Annotated in this window: 19 protein-coding genes; 14 read left to right on the forward strand and 5 right to left on the reverse strand. The window is 37.3% G+C overall.

Going from position 1 to position 23,385, the window contains the following annotated elements; translation table 11 throughout:
• Positions 1–21 precede the first annotated feature (21 nt).
• The gene (locus tag PN471_RS08335; protein ID WP_271776440.1) at positions 22–2,115 is read right to left on the reverse strand and encodes a GumC family protein; all 2,094 of its coding nucleotides are present in this window, start codon (positions 2,113–2,115) and stop codon (positions 22–24) included.
• Positions 2,116–2,640: 525 nt separating this feature from the next.
• On the opposite strand from PN471_RS08335, the gene PN471_RS08340 reads away from it, so the two are divergent.
• From PN471_RS08340 to PN471_RS08375, 8 genes are all read left to right on the forward strand, one after another.
• Complete coding sequence (locus PN471_RS08340; protein ID WP_271776441.1) at positions 2,641–3,849, forward strand: glycosyltransferase; 1,209 nt, start codon at positions 2,641–2,643, stop codon at positions 3,847–3,849.
• Positions 3,846–4,970 (forward strand): glycosyltransferase, encoded by a 1,125-nt coding sequence (locus PN471_RS08345; RefSeq protein ID WP_271776442.1) that lies wholly within the window; start codon positions 3,846–3,848, stop codon positions 4,968–4,970. Before PN471_RS08340 ends, PN471_RS08345 begins: the two co-directional genes overlap by 4 nt.
• Positions 4,967–5,644: a class I SAM-dependent methyltransferase gene (locus PN471_RS08350; RefSeq protein WP_271776443.1), complete on the forward strand. Its 678-nt coding sequence runs from the start codon at positions 4,967–4,969 to the stop codon at positions 5,642–5,644. The genes PN471_RS08345 and PN471_RS08350 overlap by 4 nt, the downstream gene beginning before the upstream one ends.
• Positions 5,645–5,700: 56 nt before the next feature.
• On the forward strand, positions 5,701–6,036 hold the full coding sequence (locus PN471_RS08355) for a hypothetical protein (RefSeq protein WP_271776444.1): 336 nt from the start codon (positions 5,701–5,703) through the stop codon (positions 6,034–6,036).
• A gap of 30 nt (positions 6,037–6,066) precedes the next feature.
• A complete protein-coding gene (locus tag PN471_RS08360; RefSeq protein WP_271776445.1) occupies positions 6,067–7,428 on the forward strand; it encodes a hypothetical protein in 1,362 nt (453 codons plus the stop codon).
• A gap of 5 nt (positions 7,429–7,433) precedes the next feature.
• Entirely contained in the window at positions 7,434–8,561 is a 1,128-nt protein-coding gene (locus tag PN471_RS08365) for a glycosyltransferase family 4 protein (protein ID WP_271776446.1), read from the forward strand.
• Between the two features lie 103 nt (positions 8,562–8,664).
• Positions 8,665–9,450 (forward strand): FkbM family methyltransferase, encoded by a 786-nt coding sequence (locus PN471_RS08370; RefSeq protein ID WP_271776447.1) that lies wholly within the window; start codon positions 8,665–8,667, stop codon positions 9,448–9,450.
• A gap of 389 nt (positions 9,451–9,839) precedes the next feature.
• A complete protein-coding gene (locus PN471_RS08375) occupies positions 9,840–10,460 on the forward strand; it encodes a hypothetical protein (RefSeq protein WP_271776448.1) in 621 nt (206 codons plus the stop codon).
• A 67-nt stretch (positions 10,461–10,527) separates the two neighbouring features.
• Here the strand turns inward: PN471_RS08375 and PN471_RS08380 are convergent, their stop codons facing one another.
• Positions 10,528–11,166 (reverse strand): acyltransferase, encoded by a 639-nt coding sequence (locus PN471_RS08380; protein WP_271776449.1) that lies wholly within the window; start codon positions 11,164–11,166, stop codon positions 10,528–10,530.
• 636 nt (positions 11,167–11,802) lie between these two features.
• Between PN471_RS08380 and PN471_RS08385 the strand changes: the two genes are divergently transcribed.
• From PN471_RS08385 to PN471_RS08410, 6 genes are all read left to right on the forward strand, one after another.
• Positions 11,803–12,591, forward strand: a complete 789-nt coding sequence (locus PN471_RS08385; RefSeq protein WP_271776450.1) for an FkbM family methyltransferase — start codon at positions 11,803–11,805, stop codon at positions 12,589–12,591.
• Positions 12,588–13,757, forward strand: a complete 1,170-nt coding sequence (locus PN471_RS08390) for a glycosyltransferase family 4 protein (RefSeq protein WP_271776451.1) — start codon at positions 12,588–12,590, stop codon at positions 13,755–13,757. The genes PN471_RS08385 and PN471_RS08390 overlap by 4 nt, the downstream gene beginning before the upstream one ends.
• 134 nt (positions 13,758–13,891) lie before the next feature.
• Positions 13,892–14,974, forward strand: coding sequence for a hypothetical protein (locus PN471_RS08395; protein ID WP_271776452.1), 1,083 nt, complete (start codon positions 13,892–13,894; stop codon positions 14,972–14,974).
• Positions 14,975–15,078: 104 nt separating this feature from the next.
• On the forward strand, positions 15,079–16,212 hold the full coding sequence (locus tag PN471_RS08400; protein WP_271776453.1) for a glycosyltransferase family 4 protein: 1,134 nt from the start codon (positions 15,079–15,081) through the stop codon (positions 16,210–16,212).
• A 52-nt stretch (positions 16,213–16,264) separates the two neighbouring features.
• Positions 16,265–17,242, forward strand: a complete 978-nt coding sequence (locus PN471_RS08405; protein WP_271776454.1) for an FkbM family methyltransferase — start codon at positions 16,265–16,267, stop codon at positions 17,240–17,242.
• Positions 17,243–17,533: 291 nt separating this feature from the next.
• Complete coding sequence (locus tag PN471_RS08410; RefSeq protein WP_271776455.1) at positions 17,534–19,060, forward strand: lipopolysaccharide biosynthesis protein; 1,527 nt, start codon at positions 17,534–17,536, stop codon at positions 19,058–19,060.
• A gap of 113 nt (positions 19,061–19,173) precedes the next feature.
• Here PN471_RS08410 and glmS read toward each other — a convergent pair whose 3' ends face one another.
• From glmS to PN471_RS08425, 3 genes are all read right to left on the reverse strand, one after another.
• Positions 19,174–21,069, reverse strand: a complete 1,896-nt coding sequence (glmS, locus tag PN471_RS08415) for a glutamine--fructose-6-phosphate transaminase (isomerizing) (RefSeq protein ID WP_271776456.1) — start codon at positions 21,067–21,069, stop codon at positions 19,174–19,176.
• A 226-nt stretch (positions 21,070–21,295) separates the two neighbouring features.
• Positions 21,296–21,541, reverse strand: a complete 246-nt coding sequence (psaC, locus tag PN471_RS08420; protein WP_015080270.1) for a photosystem I iron-sulfur center protein PsaC — start codon at positions 21,539–21,541, stop codon at positions 21,296–21,298.
• A 495-nt stretch (positions 21,542–22,036) separates the two neighbouring features.
• A complete protein-coding gene (locus tag PN471_RS08425; protein ID WP_271776457.1) occupies positions 22,037–22,651 on the reverse strand; it encodes a Uma2 family endonuclease in 615 nt (204 codons plus the stop codon).
• Between the last annotated feature and the right edge of the window lie 734 nt (positions 22,652–23,385).

The following is a 23,385-nucleotide window of genomic DNA, read 5'->3' on the forward strand; positions in this document are numbered from 1 at the left end:
TCCCTGCCCCCTACTCCCTGCCTAACCAACCTCACTTCCAGCATAGTCATAATATTGCTGTCTAGCACTAATGCCATTCATAACTACACCTAAAACATTTTGATTAGCCTGATCTAACACATTTTTAGCAATAGCAACACTATCAGTATCAGCTACTCCTGGTCTGACAACAAACAAAATTCCAGTTGCCAATTTACCTAAAATGGTAGCATCAGCAGAAACAGTCAAAGGCGGTGTATCAATCACCACGAAATCATATTCCTGGGCAACCTGGTCTATCAACTTAGGCATTTGACTAGAACCGATTATTTTCGAGGGGTTCTTAGTTTCTTTACCCGCAGTTATCAGATGTAAGTCAGGTGTAATTTCTATTAAGGCACTATCTAAATTTGACTGGCCTTTAATAACATTACTTAAACCAATCTCATTAGCAACTTTCCAAATTTTATTTTGATTAGGTTTCCGCAAATCTGCATCTATTAGTAATACCTTATGTCCTAATTGTGACATGGCAAAAGCTAAATTGGCGGAAATTGTGGACTTACCCTCTTTCGGTACGGAACTTGATACGACAACAACTTTGATTCGTTGTTGAGAATTAAAAAATCTCAAATTGGTTTCCAACATCCGAAAAGCCTCACTCATGGGAGAGTCAGATTGGTTGCTGACAATGATATCGGCAATTTCGCCACCATTATTACTAAATGACGGAATATAGGCTAGGAGGGTATAATTTAGCAATTCTTGAGCAGATTTAGTTGTCTTGATGGTGTTATCCATTTTTTCCAGCATAAAAGCTGTAGCCGCACCCAGTAAAACCCCACCAATCAATCCTTGCAGTAAATTAGTATACTGACGGCTCTTAATTGGTACGACGGGAATTATCGCCGGCGTAATTATCCTAGCATTACTAACCTGCATATTTTCGGCTACTTGCAGTTCCTGATATCTAGCCAGGAGATTTTGATAGCTAGACTCAGTAGCACTTATTTCTCTTTCTATCTGGCGTTGTTGTAATTCAAGTTGTGGCAACGCATTAGCCCTTTGTCTATAATATTGAATTGCTTCGGCTAAAGCCTTCAACTGCACTTGCAAACTCAGCCGTTCCGTTTCAGCATCAGCATAATCAGCAAGAATACGTTGTTGCAAACTAGATTCACCTAATGGAACTATATCCTCGGCATTTTTTATTTGATTTAAGCGCCCTACGTTACCAACAAAACTGCTTTTGATCCGTCCTTGGAGTTCTTGTTTAAGAACAACTTCCTGTTCCTGGAGATTAATTACCGTGGGGTGGGTATCATTTAAAGTCAGCCGTGATATTGCCAGTTTTTGTTGTGTCTGTTGTAACTGTTGCAATACTTGGTTAACATTCGGTGACTCACCCACAAAACCAGCAATTACAGCTTCCTGTGAATTTATCCCAAACAACCGCCTAATTGATGCCATTTTTGCCGTTTGCACGGATAATTCTGATTTCGTTACTACTACCTGTTTATCTAAATCTGCGAGAATACTAGCGCTTGATGCCGCTTCTGCCCTCAAGTCTAACACTCTATTCTCTTGTTTAAAATTTAACATTCTCCTTTCCGCCAGGTTTAGTACAAGCTTTCCTTTTGGTAGTTGTTCAGCGATAAATTGCCTCGCCGATTTGGTCTGCAAGCGGTTGGCATTAATATCATTCTCTATGTAAACTTTCATTAATGAGTTAACAATCTGAGTGGCCTGTCGAGGATTTGTAGTTGCATAACTTATTTCTAAAATATCAGTATTCTCTATATTATTGATCTGTAGGTCTTTTATAAGAGTTAGCGGGTTTAAGTTGAGTTTGAGACTACTAATTGTTTTTTCAGCTATAGGCAGGGAACGTAGTACCGCTATCTCTGTTCCCAGTGGTCTACCAGTCACTGAACTTTCTAGTTGCCCTAATTGGCTACCTACTCCTGTCAGTGAAGAGGTGGAATTCTTTTTGAGGACTAACTGACCAGATGCTTGATAAATAGGTGTTTCTAATACGGTTTTAACAATACTCAAGCCTAAAAGAGTCAAGAAAACTATGGAAACAGGCAACCACCGACGTTTGAGGATAATCCAATATCGTAAGTATTCTTCCATATATTTATGGGGTAGTCAAATTTTAGTTATTATACAATACCATATTTATTTTCTTATTGTTGATGACTCTAAGTCTATTTCAGGATTGAATTGTGTAAATTAGTATAAAAAATTATTCTTTCTAAAGAAAAGTAAGTATACGTAAATATATGTTTCAGTAAATTTCTGGAAGATAACTCTACAAAAAAAAGATGAACTGCTTGCAGCAGCACTGGGCTATCAAGTCTTGTGGGATGGGCAGCCTTCACCACAACAAACCTTGGGATATTATATGGGTTTCTAAATATATTGATTTAATACCAAATTTGTAGTACAGTCTTTTGTTAGTTTCTGTAAATGGATACATCACTCAGAAGGAACAAACATGAATAGGACTTACGCAAATGTCACACTAAAAATTTGTTGTAGGGTGCTTTACTACTGGATAAATCGTGCAAATAAACAAATTGTTGATATCTGACGCACCCGCACCCTACCAATATGCCGGTTCGGCAAGTCCTGTAAATTTACTCAAGAGTCAGGAAAATGCGAAAAACTAATAATATCCGTATTGTTCATTTATCTAAATATTATCCTCCAGATAGAGGAGGTATAGAAACTCATATTCAAACCCTAGCCAGAACTCAAGCAGCTATGGGTGCAGAAGTTCATGTAATTTGTGTCAACGGATTTGATGAACAGGGACATTTAGCGACTAAAACCAGGACTGTTTATGAAATGGATGGAAATGTTAAAATTACCCGTCTTGGTCGCTTTTTATCAGTAGCAAGATTTGATATTTGTTCAGGACTGTGCAAAAAAATTAATAAATTTGCTAACAAACCAAATACTATCTTTCATCTCCATACACCTAATCCAACTATGCTCATGGCTTTAACCATGTTGGATAGAAAAATACCTTTAGTAATTACCCACCATAGTGATGTCATTAAACAAAAGATTTTGAAGTATGGATTGCGTCCCTTTGAGCATTTAGTTTACAATCAAAGTTCAAGAATTTTAACTACCAGTTCTCAGTATATTCAAGGCTCAAAATTTCTGCGATTTTATCCTCATAAATTAAACGCGCTCCCACTAGGTTTAGATATTGAAACCTATAAACAACCTAATCAAGAAGCACTGGCTTACAGTCGCAGCCTTCAGGAAGAACACGGAGATACAATCTGGCTGGCTGTAGGTAGATTGGTCTATTACAAAGCCTTGCATATAGCTATTCAGGCTCTCACAAGAGTACAGGGAAAACTCGTCATCATTGGTGTTGGATCTTTAGAATCAAAGTTAAGAGCATTAGCCCAAAAATTAGGAGTAGAAAACCGTATTGTTTGGTTAGGTCATGTCAGTGAAGATGAACTAGTAGGAGCTTATCATGCCGCAACGGCTCTGTGGTTTCCTTCTAATGTCCGCAGCGAGGGATTTGGATTAGTTCAGGTAGAAGCAATGGCTAGTGGTTGTCCAGTGATTAATGCCAATATTCCCTGTAGTGGTGTATCTTGGGTCAGCCGACATGAAAAGGAAGGTTTAACAGTACCTATTAACGATCCAGTAGCCTTTGCTCAAGCGGCAAACCGTCTCCTTGTAGAACCGGGACTGCATAACAGACTCGTCAAAGCCAGCCGAAACCGCGCCGAATATTTTAATCATATTTCTATGGGTGAACGTAGTTTGGAGATATATGACAACGTTTTGAGTCAAGAATTGAACTATACAATGGCACAAGCGGGGAATTTACCATGAAAATCCTCCATATTTACTCAGGAAATCTCTTTGGAGGGATTGAAACTCTATTGGTGACTTTAGCTAAAGAGCAAAGTTTATGTCAGGAAATGCAGCCTCAGTTTGCTTTATGTTTTGAAGATAGGTTAGCTGACGAACTGCGAAATTTAGACGCTAAAGTACATCAACTGGGTAACGTCAAAATTAGTCATCCTTTGACCGTTTGGAAAGCGAGAAATCAACTCCAGCAAATTCTCAAACAAGAACAATTTGATGTGGTGATTTGTCATGCTTGCTGGGTACAAGGAATTTTTGGCTCAGTTGTCAAAGCTAATCAGATACCGCTTGTTTTTTGGTGTCATGATACAGTGAATGGCAACCAAGTTTTAGAACAGTTAGCAAAGTTAGTTGTTCCAGATTTAGTGATTGCTAATAGTCGTTACACCCAAGGGACTGTAACAAAACTTTATCAAACCCCCTGTGAAACTGTTTATCTGCCTGTAGCTCCAGCAAATATTGTTAATCATGCTTCAATTCGCCAGTCTGTCAGAACTGAACTCAGTACCCCTGATGATGCTATAGTTATTATTCAAGTATCTCGTTTGGAACGCTGGAAAGGTCAAAGTCTGTTAATCTCGGCTTTGGGACAATTGCGGGAAGTACCAGGGTGGGTATGTTGGATAGCTGGGGGAGTTCAACGTCCCCATGAAGCGGAATATCTTCAAGAATTGGAAACTCAAGTAAAAACACTGGGTATTAGTGAACAGGTTCGCTTTTTGGGACAACGTGCTGATGTACCATACTTATTAACATCTGCTGACATTCACTGTCAGCCCAATACTGGTTCTGAACCTTTTGGTATTGCTTTTATAGAAGCCCTTTATGCAGGTTTACCAGTGGTGACAACAGCTATGGGAGGAGCAATGGAAATTGTTGATGATTCCTGTGGGCGCTTGGTTGCTCCTCATGATATTAATGCTTTGAGTGATGTTTTAGGTACATTAATTAATAGTCCTAGTGAAAGAGCAATTTTAGCATCTGGTGGTAAGTCCAGGGCTGAGTATTTGTGTAATCCCCAAAGGCAATTAAATCAGCTTTACAGGTTACTTTCTCAAGTTGTGAAACGGGAGGTTGCAGCATGAGTGTATCTGATGTCAGCAATGTTGAAAATAGGGCAAGAGAAAGCCTTGGTGCTAGTGGTAACCATGTCTATCAAATGGTAGCGAGAATAATAGCACAAGGACATTCTCAAGGTGGTGTATTGGTAGATGTGGGTTGTGGTCAGGGCAAACTCTATTCATTAGTAAATAATGGCTTTAACCGTTATCTTGGTGTAGATGCTGTTCGCTATGATGATTTACCAATACAGATAGAATTTATTCCTTTTGATTTAGATATTGGCAAAGTACCTTTACCAGAACAAGTGGCTGATGTAGTCTGTGCAGTGGAGGTTATTGAACACTTAGAAAACCCACGAGCTTTGATGCGAGAATTGGTTAGGTTAACTAAACCAGGTGGATTGGTAATTGTGACTACACCTAATAATTTAAGCCTGTTGAGTAAGTTAACGTTAATTCTCAAAAATCAGTTTAACGCCTTTCAAGAAGCACCTGGTCTTTATCCCGCCCATATAACTGCATTATTGGAAATTGACCTAATTAGAATATTTACAGAGTGCCGGTTGACTAATATTAACATAGATTATAGTCATTGTGGACGCATACCTTTTACACCTTGGCACTGGCCACAAAATCTAGGTTTTCGGGGGCAGGCATTCAGTGACAATATTCTTTGTGTAGGAAAAAAAATTAATTAAGGTACTATGAGGAAGTAGAGTTTACGCTCAGACTATTGGATGCAGGATATAAAGTTATGTATGATCCTGAACTACAAGTTATACATTATGCTGATGAGCGGAGGCGAAATTGGCAGAGAATTAGGCGTTTATGGGCGCGTAATGCCATGCTAACAACATTGTTACGATATCCTTGGTTAGCAGCTTTACCAGCATTAATAGCTACTCCAATCACTTTTCTGCGAATGAAAGATGAAAAAGGAAAACGTGATTGGGCTGGAGTATTTTGGATAATTAGCAATTTGACTAATCTTGTACCTTTTGCATTGTCCAATCGCCGCCCTATACAAAACCAGACTTTGAAGTTATTCAAACAACTTCGCAATCAACCCATGCCTGTCATAACTCAGTAAGTAAATGACTTTACTTAATCAAATAGATATATGACTTTGAAACCAGATCATAGCTTACTCCTTTCATCGCCTAAAATTGCAAACCTAAACTGGACTTGGGCGCACAGTTTTATTCTCATCCAGTTTGCTCTGCAACTATTACTATTGATTCCCCAACTAGGTCTTCTTCGTGTACCCATGCGGGTCGTTTCCTTTGCACTGAGTCTATTTTTATTAGTAAAGTTGAAGCCAGAAGGAAGTAAACATCCTGCCACTAACCTAGCATTGATAGTCATGGCCATCTTGGTGTTAGAGTTGAGTTTACATCCCCAAATTAATTCTATAACGGCTGGGCTGGCTCAATGTGCTATGTATCTTGCTATTCTCAGTCCTTTATTTTGGGTGAGAGGTTTAAAAATTACACAGGTTGGGTTCAATAGTTTAATGTTTTTGATGTGGGGAATTCACACTCTTAGTTCATGTTTTGGTGTGTTGCAAGTCTACTTTCCTGGCAAATTTCAGCCATCTCTTTCCACAGTTATTCAGAATAGTATCTATGGTGGAGATAACTTGTTAATTACTTTAACTAATGGCATACAAGTGTATAGGCCAATGGGGTTGACTGACTCACCTGGAGGGGCAGCAAATGCTGGTTTTTATGCTTTACTGTTTGGTGTTGTTATTGCCATCAAACACAAAAATCCGATTTTACAAATTGCCGGCATAGCTAGTGGTGGTATTGGTTTATTTTGCATCTATTTATCCCAAGTGCGCTCTATTTTGGTCTTAGCTGCCATATCTATGGTTTTCTTAGCGTTAGTCTTAATCAGGACAGCCCAAATTGCTCGTTTGACAATGATGGTTTCCACTGTTACTGCTTTATTTGCGGCAACATTTTCTTGGGCAGTTGCAATTGGTGGTGAGTCTACCCTCCGACGGATAACTAGCTTATTTGTTGTTTCTGCTCACCAAGTATACCAGGAAAATCGGGGACATTTTTTGCAGGATACTATTAACGATTTACTCCCTAAATATCCTTTGGGGGCTGGTTTAGGGCGTTGGGGAATGATGAATAACTATTTTGGTGATAACACCTATCTGGAATCCCAACCTATTTGGGTAGAAATCCAGTGGACAGGGTGGCTATTAGATGGAGGTGTACCCCTGATACTTGCTTATGTTGCTGCACTTTATTTGGCTTGCATTAGTGCTTGGAAAATTGCTATTAATCGTAAACTAGATGACTTTGCGCTGTGGGGTGGATTGGTTTTTGCTTACAATCTTGGTGCTATAGCCATTACCTTTAATTATCCCATATTTAATAGTCAAGGGGGTATGGAATTATGGTTATTGAATGGCGCACTATTTGCGGCTACTAATAATATTAAAAATGACAATCTTTCAACAACCTAGTAGTTATGAAATCTTATTTACTCGTAGTAGCGGATTTTGTCAAAACTGGTGGCATGGATAGGGCTAATTTTGCTTTGGCGAACTATTTGGCAAAACAAGGAGAAAAAGTACATCTAGTAGGCTATCGAGTAGCGGATGAATTATTGGCTTACCCTCATGTTCAATTTCATCCTGTGCCAAAATTAGCTAATTCTGATTTATTGAGTAGCCCCTTACTGAATTGGATAGGACGTTTACAAGCACAGCGTCTGATGCGGGAGAATGCTAGAGTTATAGTCAATGGTGGTAATTGTCAATGGGGAGATGTTAACTGGGTACATTATGTTCATGCAGGTTATGAATCTGACTCTCAAGTGAATTTATTGCGTCAATTAAAGGGGAAGATTTCCCATCGGATGTTTTTAGATGATGAAAAAAAGGCATTGACATCTGCACGGGTAATTATTGTGAATTCAAACCGCACTAAACGAGATTTAATGGAGAAGTTGGCGATTCCTGAACAAAAACTGCACGTAGTTTATTATGGTATAGATACCCAAATCTTTTATCCAGCGACACAGGAAGAACGAGTTATACTTCGTCAGCAGTTAGGATGGTCGCCAGATAAAAATATTGTAGTATTTATCGGTGCTTTAGGCGATCGCCGGAAAGGATTTGATACTCTATTTACAGCATGGCAAAAGTTATGTAAATCTTCTAATTGGGATGCTGATTTGGTGGTAGTGGGGGTTGGTGCAGAACTACCGTTATGGAAAAGCCGTGCTGCTGATGCTGGCATTTCTAACATTCATTTTCTCGGCTTTCGTCACGATGTCCCGAATTTGCTACGGGCTGCTGATTGTTTGGTTGCTCCGACTCGTTATGAGGCTTATGGTTTAGGAGTACATGAAGCTTTGTGTTGTGGTTTACCAGGAATAGTTAGTGCTGATGCTGGTGTTGCGGAACGCTATTCTCCACAGTTGCAAGATTTGTTACTTCCTAATCCTGATGATGCTGATGATTTGGTAATAAGACTACAAAAATGGCAGCAGGACAAACAATATTACAATAATTTAGTATTTTCTCTTAGTCAGGAATTACGGAATTATACTTGGGATGATATGGCTAAGGCGATTCAGCAATTAATTTCATGAATATGGAAATTAGAATGTATCTCATTCAAATGCATACCGCTATAATACGACTACAATTCAACAATTTAGTACAAAAATCAAACATATTTATAGAAGGTAAAAAATGAAAGAATTTTTTGTTGAGTGGATTCGTCAGGTTAATTTTCCTCGTAAGGCTGGATTTTTGCATTTAATTTGCCCAAAAGTAGGAGAAAAAACTATTGATTTCTATGGGTATGAACTTAGTTTAGACTTAAGTGACTATATTCAAAGAAGTGCTTATTTAAATGTTTTTGAACCATATGAATCAAACCTCATTAAGAATTATCTCAAGACAGGTATGACATTCATAGATGTAGGCGCTAATATTGGTTATTTCACTCTTATGGCAGCAGCTTTAGTTGGAAGTGAGGGAAAGGTCATAGCATTTGAACCAAGTTCATATGCATACAACAGATTAAAAAATACAGTCAATAGAAATAATATATCTCAAGTCAGCCTAGTTCAAGCAGGTCTTAGTGACTCTGAAAGCACCATACAACTTTATATACCTGATAATCAATGGGGAAATCATTCACCAACAATGATCAAGAATAATAGCGGACAACCAATTAATGTTCCTGTGTTTAGATTAGATGAATATTTGAAAAGCAATAATATTGCGTATGTTGACCTAATGAAAATTGATGTGGAAGGTTTTGAACCTAATGTTATTGAAGGAGCCAGAGAAGCTATTGAATCTAAAAAAATTCATTCCATTCTTATAGAATTCAATAAATACTGGCTTGAGTGTAATGGGAGCAGTGTTGCCTCCCTATATCAAAAGTTATTAGAATTAGGGTTTAAGTCAAAAACCCAAAATATAGATATTAATTCTTCTTTACAAAACCTATTTTTTTCAATTGAATAACATTAATTAACGTCTACTTGTTTGGTTGCTCTGACTCGTTATGAGGCTTATAGTTTAGGAGTACATGAAGCTTTATGTTGTAGTTTATCAGCTATAGTCAGTGTTTTTAGTGTAGGGGAGCAGGGAGCAGGGGGAGGAAAAGTCGTTTTGATAGGAGTAAAATTGGATCATCTTTTTTGTGGCAGCAATTCTCATTTTGAAAGGAGTTTGCGCCATTTCAGCGATACCCGGATTTGTTAAGAATTGTAAAACCCTATGAATGTAAGGGTTTAAATGTCATGAAACCTTAAAATGAGAATTGCTGTTTTTGTGGAGTTCTGTAAGACTCCTGAACAATGTTAGTATTTAATAGGGAGATATAGCTTACCGAGTTTGTAGGATACTAAATTATGTCTTATAGTGAATTTACGACACTCAGTAAAGTACAAACCGCTTTTAACTTAGTTATTGAGGAGGATCGCAATTTATTTTCAAATACTGAAAGCGTAATGCCGACCGATTATTTACAACAAACTATTCAAGAATATTTACCTCTAGCAACTGCGATCAATACAGAAAAGGCTCGTTCTGAATTTTTAATAGCACCCATTCTAGCAGAACTACGTCGTCAAGCCAATTATCGAATTAGTTTGTTTTCTGGCACTGAGTTTAATGTTGATCAAGAAAAAGGTTTGTCGGGCTATTGTGACTATATTATTAGTTGCTCGAAAGAGCAGTATTTTATTCGTGTTCCAGTTTTAACAATTGTGGAAGCTAAAAATGAAAATATTAAAGGGGGTTTAGGTCAGTGTATAGCAGAAATGGTGGCGGCTCAAATATTTAATCAGCAAGAAGGACAAGTTATACCTGAAATTTATGGCGTTGTTTCTACGGGAACAGTCTGGAAGTTTATAATTTTAAAAGAGAATATTGTTTCAATTGATTCTCAAGAGTATTATATTAATCAAGTTAATTTGATTTTAGCGATTATGCTCTTGCCAATAACATCATTTCTGTACTCAGATATTTAGAAATGTACGGAAAAAAACTTAACTTGCTCAACAAATTCATTCTCGTAGATACAGTCCTTGTAAACTTTTATTCTTGCCCATCAATTACAATTGAATTATCGTATCGCTTTTTAATTGTGGCGGGGTTTCCCGCAATTAACAGACGACAGCTTTCGGCGGCGAAACTTTTGTTAACCACACTTCCTGCACCAATTACCGCTCTATCGGGAATACTACAACCAATCAATGTTGATCTTGCTCCGATATAAGCTTCTTTACCAATAGAAACATCCATTGGCACAAGAGCAGGAATATCGTGAGGATAGGTTAAACTATGACTCCAAATATGTGTATTTCGCCCTGCAATTGTCGTGTGGTTACCAATTGTTACATTCCCAGCAACATCTATAAAATGGTGACTCATAATAAGAACCCCTTCTCCTAAAGTCAGGTCGTTTTTCCATTTTTCATCTGAGCTATTGTTACCGAAAAATTCATTGAAATTGGCGATATAGGAATTACTTCCGACTTGAAAATGCTTCAGTCCACGAATAATATTGAAATGTCTAATCCGTATATTATCACCCATAAAAACTTGATCACAATCAATATAGCTAAAACCGATCTTCACCTGTTTACCAATTTCCCAGCCCATCACTCGTCTGTAAATAAAAAGCTTTAATAGATGTGGCAGAATAACTGCCAGAAGCAACAGTATCTTACGCATTATTCCGAATCCCTAAAACATTTAGAAATACTTCAACCTTATTGTACATTGTTGTCTACACTTTTTTTATCTAAGGACTTGCTCACTATACAAATTCACCATGATATGTATTAACGATATTTAGTTAGATGGCGATCGCCCGAAAATAATCAAAAAATCTCCTAGAAATGACCAAAACCTGTCATATATATTATTTTTTGACAAATTTTGTCAATATATAAATCATAGTTACAATAAGTTAATATTTTATTATAGTCAAGAACCAAGAAATTACACTTAGGATGATATACTAAAAAGTATCTTAGATGATAACTGAACACGTTGGTGAATTGAGCATCAGAGTGTGCAGAGGTAATAAACTCAGCTGTGAAAGCAGAGCGTGAAGGTCAGCCTTCTCCATCCTTACTTCCCTAAAATCCCGCTGCTGTCATCAGATAACTTCACAGTATCAATTGCTGCTTGTAGCAAATCAATTATGCTCTTGCCAATAACATCATTTCTGTACTCAGATATTTAGAAACGCACGGGAAAAAAAACTTAACTAGTCCCAGCAACATCTATAAAATGGTGACTCATAACATTTTCGAGGCATTTTAAAATACTTAAAATACTGAATTAATTTTTGAGGATGAAATTATGAGATTAGAAAAAACACTGATGAAATTAACTCCTAAACCTTTTCGCTTACCTGTTAAGTATTACTATCACCAAATTAGAAATAGGTTGGAAAAAGAAATTTTTTATCTTGAGCAGTTGGGTGGTACTCATAAACGGGCTATTGATATAGGAGCAAACGCTGGATTTTATACTTATGCACTTTCTCGTTTATATGATGTCATCGAAGTTTTTGAGCCTCAATCTTGGTGTACTGAAAATATACTATCATATAGTAAATTATCCGCTTCTAAAATTAATGCTTACAATATAGGTTTAGCTGATTTTCATGGTTCATTAAATTTACATATTCCTGTTAGTGAAGGAGGTTATTCACAAGTAGTTAAAGGAGTAGGTAGCTTAACGACTGGATTAGCTAGTTTTAGAAACATAGAAGGTGAACAAAAAACTATGGAAGTTCCAGTCCGTAAACTAGATGATTATAATTTTCAAGATGTTTCTTTTATTAAAATTGATGTTGAAGGTTTTGAATCTAAAGTAATTGCTGGTGCTAGTCAAACCATTATGCGAGAAAAACCTATACTTCTGATAGAAATTGAAAATAGGCACTTGGAAGGTAAGTCTATAACGGATATATTTGATCAAATATCTGAATTTGGATATGAAGGTGGATTTCTGTATAAAGGTCGTATAGAAAAACTAGCAGATTTTTATACTCAAATTCAAGCAAAACAGAATCATTTTTTAGAGGATATGTCTCAACAGATTTATATCAATAATTTTATTTTTAAGCCTTTAGTAGAATCATGAAAAAATCTCTGCGTATTCTGTTACTAATTCCTGTGCCACCTTTACCATTTGGAGGGGCTGCATCTCGGTGGTTTTATGTTTTAATTAGAGGTTTAGTTGCACGCCATCACAATGTAACTGTATTTGTTGTTTGTAATCAGTTAGAAGAAATTGACAAAGTTTACCATTTTTTTCCCAAACCTGAGTATGATTTACGTTGCTATCTAATTCCCAAGCGGATAGGAATTATCTCCAAAATTGAAACTCTACAGCGTCCTTATTCTTATATATTCAGCCATGAATTGAAAAAAGACTTGGCTGGAGAGATTGTCAAATCTTATGATATTCTACATTGTGAAATAATTTGGAGCGGGTGGTTAGCACTTGAACATAGGGAAAGAGCAATAGTCAATATTCATTACCTATTTTCATTAGATAGAACTTTTGAGGATAACAAATCTCTGGAAACTCGATTTAGGAATTTCTTCACCCATCGAGCCGAACAGAAATTATTGAAGGCTTTTCCGAAAATAATTACCTTATCAGAACGTCTTAGCAAACATATTCAAACAATTAATCCCCAAGCTCAGATTTATACAGTTCCATTGGGAATAGATTTTTCACTTTATCCATTTGCTCAACAAAAACAAGTTAATTCTCAACCAATAGTAGGTCTAATTGGTAGCTTTAATTGGACACCATCCTATACTGCGGCTGAAAGACTTTTAACTAGGCTATGGCCACAAATAAAACGTCGTGTTCCTAATGCTAAACTACAAATTGTGGGGCGTTCTGCTAAAGATGCACTGGCAGAATTTACTGATATAGAAGACTTAGAAATTTACCAAGATGTACCAGATACTTTACCATATTTTGCTAATATGGATGTGATGTTATATGCACCTATTTCTGGAAGTGGCATGAAAGTGAAAGTGATGGAGGCTTTTGCTTTAGGTACACCTGTAGTAACAAATACTGATGGTGTGGAAGGTATGCCGGCGGTAGATGGAATTCACGCTGGGATTTGTGAGGATGATCAAGGTTTGATTGACCGAACTGTGAAATTATTAAATAATCCAAATATACGACAAGAAAGGAGGGTAAAAGCTAGGGAACTATTGGAAATTTATTGTAGTCCCCAGGTAACTGTAGATCAGATTGAACGAATTTATCAAAAATCGCGGTAATATCTTTTCTACAGGGTAATGTTGCTCATTGAAGCAATAATCTCCGTCATTCTATAGGGCAGGGAGTGTCCAGAGATAATAATTGATTAGATTTTTAATTAATTGATGTGATGTAAATTAGTAGGATTAAAAATATGAATAAAATTATAGTTTTAAATAATTATTCTTTACACGATGAAACTTTATATGTTCAAAATAAACAAAAACCTGATCATCTTCTTTATGGCATAAATTACTTTCATAAAAGAGATTTTCAAGTTGAAATAATTCCTTTTGAGAAATGTAAATTACTTGTTAATGCTCAAAAATTTTATATAAAAAATAAAGGTTTTATCCCAATTGGCGATTTAGATCAGCAATGGTCATCACTAAAAAGCCTAAATGATGCTGATTTAATTTATGCTCCCTGCCAAACACAAACACATATTCTTAATTACTTTAGAGCTTTAGGCTTACTTAAAATTCCGATAGTTTGTTTAGCACATCATCCATTAAATAGAGGTAAACTTGCTAAATTTCGTCAACCATTAATCAAGTTATTGGTTGCAGGGACTGACGCTTTTCCTAGTTTAAGTCAAAAAGTTGCCCATGATATTAATAAAATATCAAGTGAAGAAAACAAGTCTTTTCCTGTTTGTTGGGGTCCAGATATTGATTTTTATCCATCTATTCCAGTCAAAGGTCAAGGAGTAATTGCTGCTGGTATGACTGGTAGAGACTTTAATACGTTAGGTATAGCAGCATCTCAAACAAATATTCAGACAAAAATTATCTGCTTAGAAGGTCTATCTTCTAATAATTTAGCTAACTTTGGTCAAAATGTTGAAATAATCATTCAATCCACGAAAGATTACATGAAATATGATAAGTTACTAGAAATTTATGCAAATGCACAAGTATTAGCAATACCTTTATCAACAACTACAACACTTCTGGGTTTGACTAGCTTAATGGATGCCTTAGGTATGGGTAAACCAGTAATTATGACGAAGCATCCTTTAATTGATTTAGATATTGAAGCAGAAGGAATTGGTAAGTGGGTTGAAGCAGGAGATATTAATGGTTGGAAAGAGGCAATCCAGTTTTTTGAAGATAATGAAGATGAAGCCTTTGCAATGGGGCAAAGGGCTAAAAATTTAGTCATGAATGGTAGAAATTCAGTATCTTTTGCAAATCAAATTATGGACATTTTTGAAAAAGCTATGATGAATAGCTAGATATTACTAGAGTATTTACCTGGTAATCTGGTAATTTTACCATGGTTGTATCAATGGCTAATGAAATTTGGAAATATCAATCCATTATTTAAACCAGTTTTATTATGAAAATTGCTTTTAACGCCCGACTCTTAAACTCTCCCACCCTCCGAGGCTGGAATCGCTATACTATCAATCTTTTGGTAGAATTGTCCTCATTAGGTATAGAACTTTTTTTATACTCTGATCGTCCATTACATGAAAGCCATTTGGCAAAATTACCAAAAGATAGTTATCAAGTCCGTATTTCTCCCCCTATGCGCTATATTTTATGGGAGCAATATTGGTTGCCAAAACAATGTGAACAAGATCAGGTAGATATTCTACATTGTCCCCTGAATTTTGGTTTACCTTGGTTTAGTCCCTGTCCTTGTGTCCTAACTTTACATGATGCCATAGATCAAGTTTATTACTCCCAGAATATACCTTGGTATCAACAGTTAAATCTAGCTAATCTTCAAACCAGATTTTATAATTGGGTGGCTAGACATAGAGCAGATCATATTATTACGGTTAGTGAATATTCTAAACAAGATATTGTCAAATATTTACAAGTTCCTGAAAATAAGATTACAGTGATCTATGAAGCTGCTGATGCTAATTTTCATCAGGAAGTTACACCATCTCAACGTTTACAAATCAGAAGTAAATACCAGTTAAAACTTCCTTATATTTTCTATATTGGTGGTTGGGAAAAACGCAAAAATATTCCCTTTTTGCTCAAGGCTTTTGCAGAAGCTAACTTAGATGGTGTAGAATTGGTACTTGCTGGTGGTAAAAATGAACAACGTGATATACTTTTAGAATTAGGAGAATCATTAGGAATTGCTAATCGTTTACGGTTATTAGGCTGGGTGGATGATGCAGACTTACCAGGGCTTTATGCTGAGGCTGTTTGTTTTGTTTATCCCAGTGAATATGAGGGTTTTGGGTTACAATTATGTGAAGCGATGGCGGTTGGTTGTCCAGTCTTGGCAGCTAGAAGCACTTGCTTACCAGAGATTTTAGGTGATGGGGGTGAAACTTTTTCTATTTCTGAAACGACAGAATTAGCTAATTTATTCCAACTTTTGAAAACTGATAAATCTAATCATCATGATTTAGTAAATAAAGCTAAAAAACGCAGTTTGGAATTTAATTGGCAAATTACGGCTCAACAAACTGAAGAGATATATAAAGAAATAGCAAAAAATATTTAGCATTAAAATCCAGTTTCCAATTAAGTGGAAGATTTTGGATAGTAATATAAATATGCAGAAAAATGCCAATCTAATTAACATTTTGTACATAAATGGGAACAGCTATATGTTGAAATATGTGGGAATTAAAATTTTAGATATATGGGGAAAAATTGGAATCGCTCCCGGTTGGCATTACCAAAGTATTGAAAAATTTTCCTTGATGTTAAAAAACCCTTTTTACGTAACAGGTATTTTGCCAAATGGCTGTTTTATATCTTGCAACTTAAAAGATCATGTTCAAAGCCAAATTTATTTTTTAGGTGTGTATGAGCCAATAGAATCTTATTTATTTACTAAAATGCTTAAGCCCGGTATGACAGTAATTGATGCTGGGGCAAATGTGGGACAATATAGCTTACTTGCTGCCAATTTAGTAGGTGCTAATGGCAGTGTTCATAGTTTTGAGCCAGTACCAAAAACATTTGCTATTTTAAATAACAATGTGGTAAATAATAAGATTTCCAATATATATCTTAATCAAGCTGCTTTATGGAATGAGTCCAAGAGGATTAAACTCAGTTTAGACAAACAAATGAGTGATAATATTGGTTCTTATACTATGGGTATAAATGATTCTTTTACTGAAGAAGTTGAATCAATATCAATTAGTTTAGATGAATATGTGGCTAGTAAATCAATAAAAAAAGTTGATTTAATAAAAATGGATATTGAAGGTGCAGAATTTTGCGCTTTGTTAGGTATGAAAGGTATAATTGAGCGAGATTACCCAATTATTTTAGCAGAAATTAATCGTATTGCTTTGCAGAAACTAGGATATAATCCTGAAGAGATTTGGGTATTGCTAACTAATAAATTTGGTTACAATGGGTATTTAATTGATAATGGTTATTTTCAGGAATTAAGCGATGTTTCTCAAATTAACCAAAAAAATATTGTCTTTATCCATCGATCTGTAAATGATAACTTCATCAAAGAAAATTGGGATTATAAAGCTGTGCTTCGTTGGGCTAGAAAAGGTAAAAAATAATTTTTATGATATTTAGTTTAATTTGTAGAGCCTTATATACAGGATATTTCATGTGAATGAGGCTTCCGTGAGCGTCAACCGAAGGGTACAAAACTCAAGAATAAAACCTTGTAGGAAGACACTTCTAACCTTGTTTCCTGTTCCCTATTGTATTAATTGGCTTACCCAGTTGCATCTAAACCTTTATCTGGGAAAGACAGGACTGATAAACTGAGAATTGAGCAATCAATTATCTAAGTTTTTAGATCAAGCTTTTCTGTCACTCTTCTTAATTGATTTAATACAAGCAAAATGCAACGAACTGGACGCTCTGTAGTTAACTATGCCTCTGGACTTATGTTACAGGTAATTATGCTGGGCATAAGTATAATTAGTACACCTCTACTACTCCATTGGCTGGGAGATGAACGCTATGGAGCATTTCGCGCTGCTAGTGATTGGGGAAACTATCTCAATCTCCTAGAATTGGGTATTGGTGGCTCCTTAATGGCACTGTTAGCAAAAGCTGTGGGTATTGGAGAATCTCAACAAATCCGACTCACTCTGGCTACAGGCATCAGAGCCTATCTACAAATCATGATAGCGATGGTACTGGCAGGAGTTGGATTAGGTTTTTTTATTACTCAGCTTGTACCAGTTACAGGATCTTTAGTTAATGAACTGCAAACAGGTTATTGGTGGGCATTTGTCGGTATATTTTTATTACCATTAGCCCCCTTCCGTTTGTTAGCAGATGCAAGTCAACGCAGCTATTTTGCTAATGTTTTTCTCATGTTTCAAAGCCTGATTATTACAGGTTTGTCCCTATTGCTGGCATGGCGCGGATTTGGTATTACTGGACAATATCTAGCTGTACTTATTGGTGGTATTTGTTTTCAAGTTTTAATGTCCTGGGATGGCTTACGACGCTATCCAGATGTGTTTTTAGCTGTGGGCGATCGCCAATCCCAAATCCCCATAGAGAAAGAACTTTGGCGACTCAACTGGTCTACATTCATCCTCAATCTTTCAGGTCGTTTAGGTTTGTTGACAGATAACATTATTATCTCCTATATTCTTAGTCCCGCTACAGTTGTACCATTTTTTATTACTCAACGTTTGCTGGCAATAGCACAAACACAAATACAAGGTATTGGAAATGCTACTTGGGCGGCTCTTGCTGATCTCCATGCTAAAGGAGAAACAGAAAAATTCAATGCTCGGCTAATTGAACTGACGCGGTTAGTAGCTGTGATGGGAGTCAGCTTTATGGTAGCGATCGCAGCTTATAATCATTTTTTTATTAGATTATGGGTGGGAGAAAATCGCTTTGCTGGTGATGGTGTCACTTTACTAGCTGCTTATAACGGATTATTACTAGGGCTTTTATCGCTTTGGGGGTGGTGTTTTAGTGGTACTGGCAACCAACCTAAATTAGTTCGCCCTACTGCACTTTCGGCGGGAATTAATTTTCTAGCCAGCATTCTCTGTACTCACTTTTTTGGCATTATTGGACCATTATTAGGTACTTTTATTGCCTTGACAACCGTTAGTTTATGGCAGTTACCCCTATTAATGCGGGAGGTTTTTGGTACATCTGTAAAACAACTGTTTTTAGCTGTTGCTCAACCCCTAGCAGTGGGCATACCTTATGGTTTAGCAGTTTGGTACATTGCCAAAAGTCATACACCCTGGGGATGGATAGGCTTAGGTACAGAAATGAGTTTAGCTGCTCTTATTTACCTGGTTATAGCTTGGTTACTGGTATTGAACGAGTATGAGCGTAAACAGTGGAGCGATCGCTTGAAAATGCTATTGTCAATGCGGAATGTGGGGTAAAAGCTCAAACTCTGAAAAATAAACGCTGATAATTTCTGTGGGTTCATCCTCAATTTATAGTCGGATGCCAATACAATCGAGGGCGGGGAAACCCCACCCCTACAAATTATAATTTATTCAACTGTTACTGACTTCGCCAAATTCCTTGGCTGATCTACATCCAAACCTCGTCGGGCAGCAATATGATAAGCTAACAACTGTAATGGAATCACCGTGAGAATTGGTGACAGAATTTCCTCAACCTCCGAAACCGGAATTAAATCATTAAAGATTTCCGCCGCTTCCCCATCTTTCACAGAAGTCACCCCAATTAATCGGGAATCTCTAGCTTTAGCTTCTTGAGCATTAGAAATCACCTTTTCATATACATTACCAGGAACAGCGATCGCCACCACCGGTACTTTAGCATCTAATAGAGCGATCGGTCCATGTTTCATTTCCCCCGCTGGATAACCTTCCGCATGAATATAGCTAATTTCCTTTAATTTTAAAGCCCCTTCTAACGCGATCGGAAAATTAATTCCCCTACCAATAAAGATAAAATCTTTTGTCTCTGAAAAATCATGTACCAAATGTTCAATATAACGTTCTTGAGTTTCCAAAATCGCCTCAATTTCCCCTGGTAACTGCCGTAAACCCGTGAGAATTTCCTCAAATCTCGAATCACTAATCTCCTGACGACGATAAGCCAAATCTAACGCCAAAGCATAAAACGCCATCAATTGCGCTATAAAAGTTTTCGTCGCCGCTACACCAATTTCAATTCCCCCATGAGTATTAATAATATTCGCCACCATATTCCCCAAACTACTTTCCGGGCGATTAGTAATTCCCAAAAGTCGCGCTTGATACTTAGATTCTTTCCCTTGTCGGCGTTCTTTTTCCATCGCCAAAGCCGCCAAAGTATCAGCAGTTTCCCCAGATTGTGTCACCCCAATAGTCAGAGTATTAGCCGTTAACGGTGAAGGTGCATATCGAAACTCTGAAGCATATTGTACCTGAGTGGGAATTCCTGCCAACTGTTCTAATAAATATTTACCCACCAACGCCGCGTGCCAACTTGTCCCACAGGCAACAATTTGAACTTGTTCTAAATCTGCGTAAAATTCCGCCGGTAAATCCAATTTCACCGGTGATTCCGCAGTAATTTCTCCATTCTCCACCGTTGAGAAATAAGCCTCCAAACAATCCCGCACCACCCCCGGTTGCTCATAAATTTCCTTGAGCATAAAATGTTTGAATCCCTGTTTTTCCACCATAATGGGATTCCAGTTCAAAGTCCGAGGATGCTTTTTCAAGCGATTTCCCGCAAAGTTATAGACTTCCACCCCTAAAGGAGTCAACCGAGCAATTTCACCGTTCTCTAGGGACAACACAGCGCGGGTATAGGGAACAATCGCCGGCGTATCGGAAGCACAGAAAAACTCACCCTGTCCAAACCCAATCACTAAAGGCGCTTGTTGACGAACGACAATCAACTCATCAGGGTAATCAGCAGAAATAACTGCAACAGCATAAGCCCCTTCTAATTTACTTACAGCTTCTCGCACCGCGTCTAAAAACACCGAAGGAGAAGTAGAACTTGAAGAAGAATTTTTTAAACACTCAGCAATCAAATGAGGAATTACCTCTGTATCTGTTTCCGAGCGAAATTCATGTCCTAAAGCCTTTAAACTTTCTCGCAACTCTCGATAATTCTCAATAATCCCATTTTGTACCACTGCTATCCGCAGAACCGTATCTAAATGAGGATGGGCATTGTACTCTTCCGGTTTACCATGAGTTGCCCACCGTGTGTGACCAATTCCAATTTGGGCAGGATTTTCGATTTGTTCTAGTTTAGAACGCAAATTGAGTAATTTACCCTTAGCCCGTACACAATGCACGTCACCTTCTAAAATAGTGGCAATTCCCGCCGAATCGTAACCTCTATACTCTAATTTCTCTAATCCAGCCAATAAAATATCTGTCGCTGTCTGAGTGCCTATATATCCAACTATTCCACACATTGCTTAAACCACTCCAGTTTCAGGATGATTAAATTTTAAGTATAGTTGCTGAAATGAATAAGCCACTTTAGCAAATTAGTAATTGGTCATTGGGAAGAAATATTCCCCCTGCCCCCTGCCCCCTGCCTCCTCCCATAAAAATGCTGAGGAATGACGAAAGAATCTTGATGTTTCTCCCGTTCTCATTCCCCAGCACTAAAGTACCAAGAATTTAGAAATGAAATTCTTAGTAAGCCAAGCCCATGCTGCGAGTTGTTTCAGCGCCTAAATAAACGCGAATACTCAAAAAGTCGGTGGGGCAAGCAGTTTCACAACGCTTACAACCTACACAGTCTTCAGTGCGGGGAGAAGCAGCCACTTGAGCAGCCTTACAGCCATCCCAAGGAACCATTTCTAGTACGTCAGTAGGACAAGCGCGGACGCATTGTGTACAGCCAATGCAGGTGTCGTAGATTTTTACAGTATGAGACATTGAAAAAACTGCTCCTTTCGGGTGTTCTTCTGAGGTGAAATAATCATAATCAAGGCATAGTTTACCCCAGAGCTTGATAGCTTGTAAGTAAAAGGCTACATAACTTCAAACAATGTAATAGACACTTTGGACAATTCATCTACTAAGATCGCTGTTATCTAGTTGTAATCAGCAACATGGCTATCTAGTGTGTACCCAAATGGTTCCCTAGGAATCTGAATTAAATCTTAAATAAAGTACAAGGTGCAAAAGTAGCAAAAGTAGGGTGTGTTAGCGACAGCGTAACGCACCATTCCACGTTAAATCAGAATTGCAGGTTATTAAATTTGCGTTACCTGAGTTCGACATAAGATAATTTGTGGAAAACTGCCCCAAGTATGAGTCTCAAACCCTTATGATCTCGTTGAAAAAATCATAACTCCGTTCGCGTAGCGTCTCCGAAGGAGAAACTCCGTTCGCGTAGCGTCTCCGAAGGAGAAACTCCTAACACCGAACTCAGGTATTACCAGCTTGAAAAATCTGTTGGGCAGTCAAATTCAAATCTGGAAAAGTTGGTGATATGATCCTTTCATCATTTCTAAACTGCCTTACTTGATACTCACCTTCAATTAATAAGTAAATAGATATAGTAGGTTGTTTAGGACTACCTATATAACGAATACCACCTAAAGCTAAATAATCAATAATCCAATATTCAGGAATGCCAATCTCTTCATAATCTCGTAATTTAGTTAAGTAGTCATCACGCCAATTTGTACTAACAACCTCAACAATTAAGGGAATAGAAGCAGCTTGAGTTACAGTTGATTGTTTTTGCCACAGGGGTTCATTGACTAAATTAGTTTTGTTTAATAATAGAATATCTGGTACATAACCTGATTCGCTTTCAGGTGGTTTGACTAATGCTTGTTTGGGAATGGAATAAGATAATTTCAGTCTTTTGTATTCAGTTACTAATTCTTCTATCAAGAATCCTATGATATCTTCATGTGGTTCTAATGGTTGTGACATTTCCACAATTACTCCATTATGCAGTTCATAGCGTTCTCCATCTGGTTTCCAATCTGCAAATTCTGCAAAGGTTACTGGTTTTTGTAAAACTTGAACCATGATTTATATACCTTAACTTCATCGTTATGGATGATTTAATTATAAGAAAATCGAGTGAGCCAAAACCACGCCTGATAAAGTATCGAAACTTGGTGGAGATACTTTATCGTACTATGGCTTCGCCACGCAAGCTATCAGGCGGTGGATGTAGGCGAACGGCTTGCCCCTTTAGGGGGCAGTCATGATATATTGTTTTTCAACAGGCATGGTAATCAACCTGTATAAAAACCTAACTGCCTAACGGCAATCTGTACCTTGACAATTGAAGATATGGGGTTCTATTCCATAGTTCTAGTTCCTACCCAGGAATAGGTAAAATCTTCATGGGGGCTAGACGACACAGAATTTAAACTCAAACAAATTTGGAATAATCCAACTAGGGAAGGGCATTCCCTAAGTAACGCTTGAGGAGAGAACCACCTCTGGGCTAGAAACTGCAAGGGATCTAGTCTAAGTGGACTCGTTGAATCAAGAATCTGCGCTCCTTTAGGACGCAGAGTGTCAAACTTGATAGAAAATGAATTATCCCAACTATCAATTATCGGGGCATCACGTCATCTAATCACAGTTACGTCGAGGCTAAAAGAAGCTTAATGGATGGCAAAGCGGCTAAACAGCTTGTTTCATAAAAGATAGAGCCTGAAAGCCCCGTTGAGAAAAGAGGCATTTATGTATTAAGTAACTTTATTTACTTATTTCGGAATATGTGTAAATGTTTATTTGTAATCAATGCA

Origin of the sequence: Aphanizomenon sp. CS-733/32 (assembly GCF_028330045.1) — a bacterium.
In the GTDB taxonomy this organism is placed as follows: domain Bacteria; phylum Cyanobacteriota; class Cyanobacteriia; order Cyanobacteriales; family Nostocaceae; genus Dolichospermum; species Dolichospermum gracile.

What these genes read in the sequence shown, in the direction of transcription:
- PN471_RS08365 (WP_271776446.1), top strand. Translation starts at nt 7,434, where the DNA reads ATGAAATCTTATTTACTCGTAGTAGCGGATTTTGTCAAAACTGGTGGC.
- PN471_RS08345 (WP_271776442.1), top strand. Translation starts at nt 3,846, where the DNA reads ATGAAAATCCTCCATATTTACTCAGGAAATCTCTTTGGAGGGATTGAA.
- PN471_RS08385 (WP_271776450.1), top strand. Translation starts at nt 11,803, where the DNA reads ATGAGATTAGAAAAAACACTGATGAAATTAACTCCTAAACCTTTTCGC.
- PN471_RS08395 (WP_271776452.1), top strand. Translation starts at nt 13,892, where the DNA reads ATGAATAAAATTATAGTTTTAAATAATTATTCTTTACACGATGAAACT.
- PN471_RS08400 (WP_271776453.1), top strand. Translation starts at nt 15,079, where the DNA reads ATGAAAATTGCTTTTAACGCCCGACTCTTAAACTCTCCCACCCTCCGA.
- glmS (WP_271776456.1), bottom strand. Translation starts at nt 21,069, where the DNA reads ATGTGTGGAATAGTTGGATATATAGGCACTCAGACAGCGACAGATATT.
- PN471_RS08350 (WP_271776443.1), top strand. Translation starts at nt 4,967, where the DNA reads ATGAGTGTATCTGATGTCAGCAATGTTGAAAATAGGGCAAGAGAAAGC.
- PN471_RS08410 (WP_271776455.1), top strand. Translation starts at nt 17,534, where the DNA reads ATGCAACGAACTGGACGCTCTGTAGTTAACTATGCCTCTGGACTTATG.
- psaC (WP_015080270.1), bottom strand. Translation starts at nt 21,541, where the DNA reads ATGTCTCATACTGTAAAAATCTACGACACCTGCATTGGCTGTACACAA.
- PN471_RS08360 (WP_271776445.1), top strand. Translation starts at nt 6,067, where the DNA reads ATGACTTTGAAACCAGATCATAGCTTACTCCTTTCATCGCCTAAAATT.
- PN471_RS08375 (WP_271776448.1), top strand. Translation starts at nt 9,840, where the DNA reads ATGTCTTATAGTGAATTTACGACACTCAGTAAAGTACAAACCGCTTTT.
- PN471_RS08390 (WP_271776451.1), top strand. Translation starts at nt 12,588, where the DNA reads ATGAAAAAATCTCTGCGTATTCTGTTACTAATTCCTGTGCCACCTTTA.
- PN471_RS08425 (WP_271776457.1), bottom strand. Translation starts at nt 22,651, where the DNA reads ATGGTTCAAGTTTTACAAAAACCAGTAACCTTTGCAGAATTTGCAGAT.
- PN471_RS08405 (WP_271776454.1), top strand. Translation starts at nt 16,265, where the DNA reads ATGCAGAAAAATGCCAATCTAATTAACATTTTGTACATAAATGGGAAC.
- PN471_RS08370 (WP_271776447.1), top strand. Translation starts at nt 8,665, where the DNA reads ATGAAAGAATTTTTTGTTGAGTGGATTCGTCAGGTTAATTTTCCTCGT.
- PN471_RS08380 (WP_271776449.1), bottom strand. Translation starts at nt 11,166, where the DNA reads ATGCGTAAGATACTGTTGCTTCTGGCAGTTATTCTGCCACATCTATTA.
- PN471_RS08335 (WP_271776440.1), bottom strand. Translation starts at nt 2,115, where the DNA reads ATGGAAGAATACTTACGATATTGGATTATCCTCAAACGTCGGTGGTTG.
- PN471_RS08340 (WP_271776441.1), top strand. Translation starts at nt 2,641, where the DNA reads ATGCGAAAAACTAATAATATCCGTATTGTTCATTTATCTAAATATTAT.
- PN471_RS08355 (WP_271776444.1), top strand. Translation starts at nt 5,701, where the DNA reads ATGTATGATCCTGAACTACAAGTTATACATTATGCTGATGAGCGGAGG.